General features: G+C 34.4%; 1 protein-coding gene. It reads right to left on the bottom strand.

Features of this window, described 5'->3' with window-relative positions:
• Window positions 1–308: 308 nt before the first annotated feature.
• Window positions 309–529: hypothetical protein (locus tag HC176_RS19675; RefSeq protein WP_209309750.1), on the bottom strand; the 221-nt coding region annotated here is incomplete at its 5' end.

The raw sequence follows: 529 nt of genomic DNA on the forward strand, positions 1-529 counted from the left end.
AAAGACGCACCGAATTGAGCACCAATTAATTGCATTTATTTGCCATTAAATGAAATGATTTTAAAAGAAAAAGCCTCTAAATCATTGATTTAGAGGCTTTTAGGGTGATTTTGGATTTCTCCTAGCGGTCTGGACGAGACTCGAACGGTTAAGTAAATTCCTTTAGTCATAGTCAATCCCAGAGGCCTCATTATTTGTACTCACCGAATTGCTCACCTTTAAGAAAAAAATAACAAAATTATTTTTATTTGAGTATTATTGGATATAAAAAAGATTAACTGAGATTAAATTCCAGGCACCTTTTATTTTTACTTGGGTGACATCTTAAATAGATCAAAATCAACCTGTAATGAGGGTTCTCCCTTGCTGATTAATCCAATTCTTATGGCTCTATCCCATGGTGGGAGATAAAATCCATTAAGGGGTTCAATATCTTTAAAACCTTGCCAGTTTTCACCGTCCTCACTCCAGAAAAAAGTATACTCCTCTCCATTACTTACCTCAACCTTAAAAAATGTTTTAGGCGTAA

The organism is Tamlana crocina (assembly GCF_012037625.1).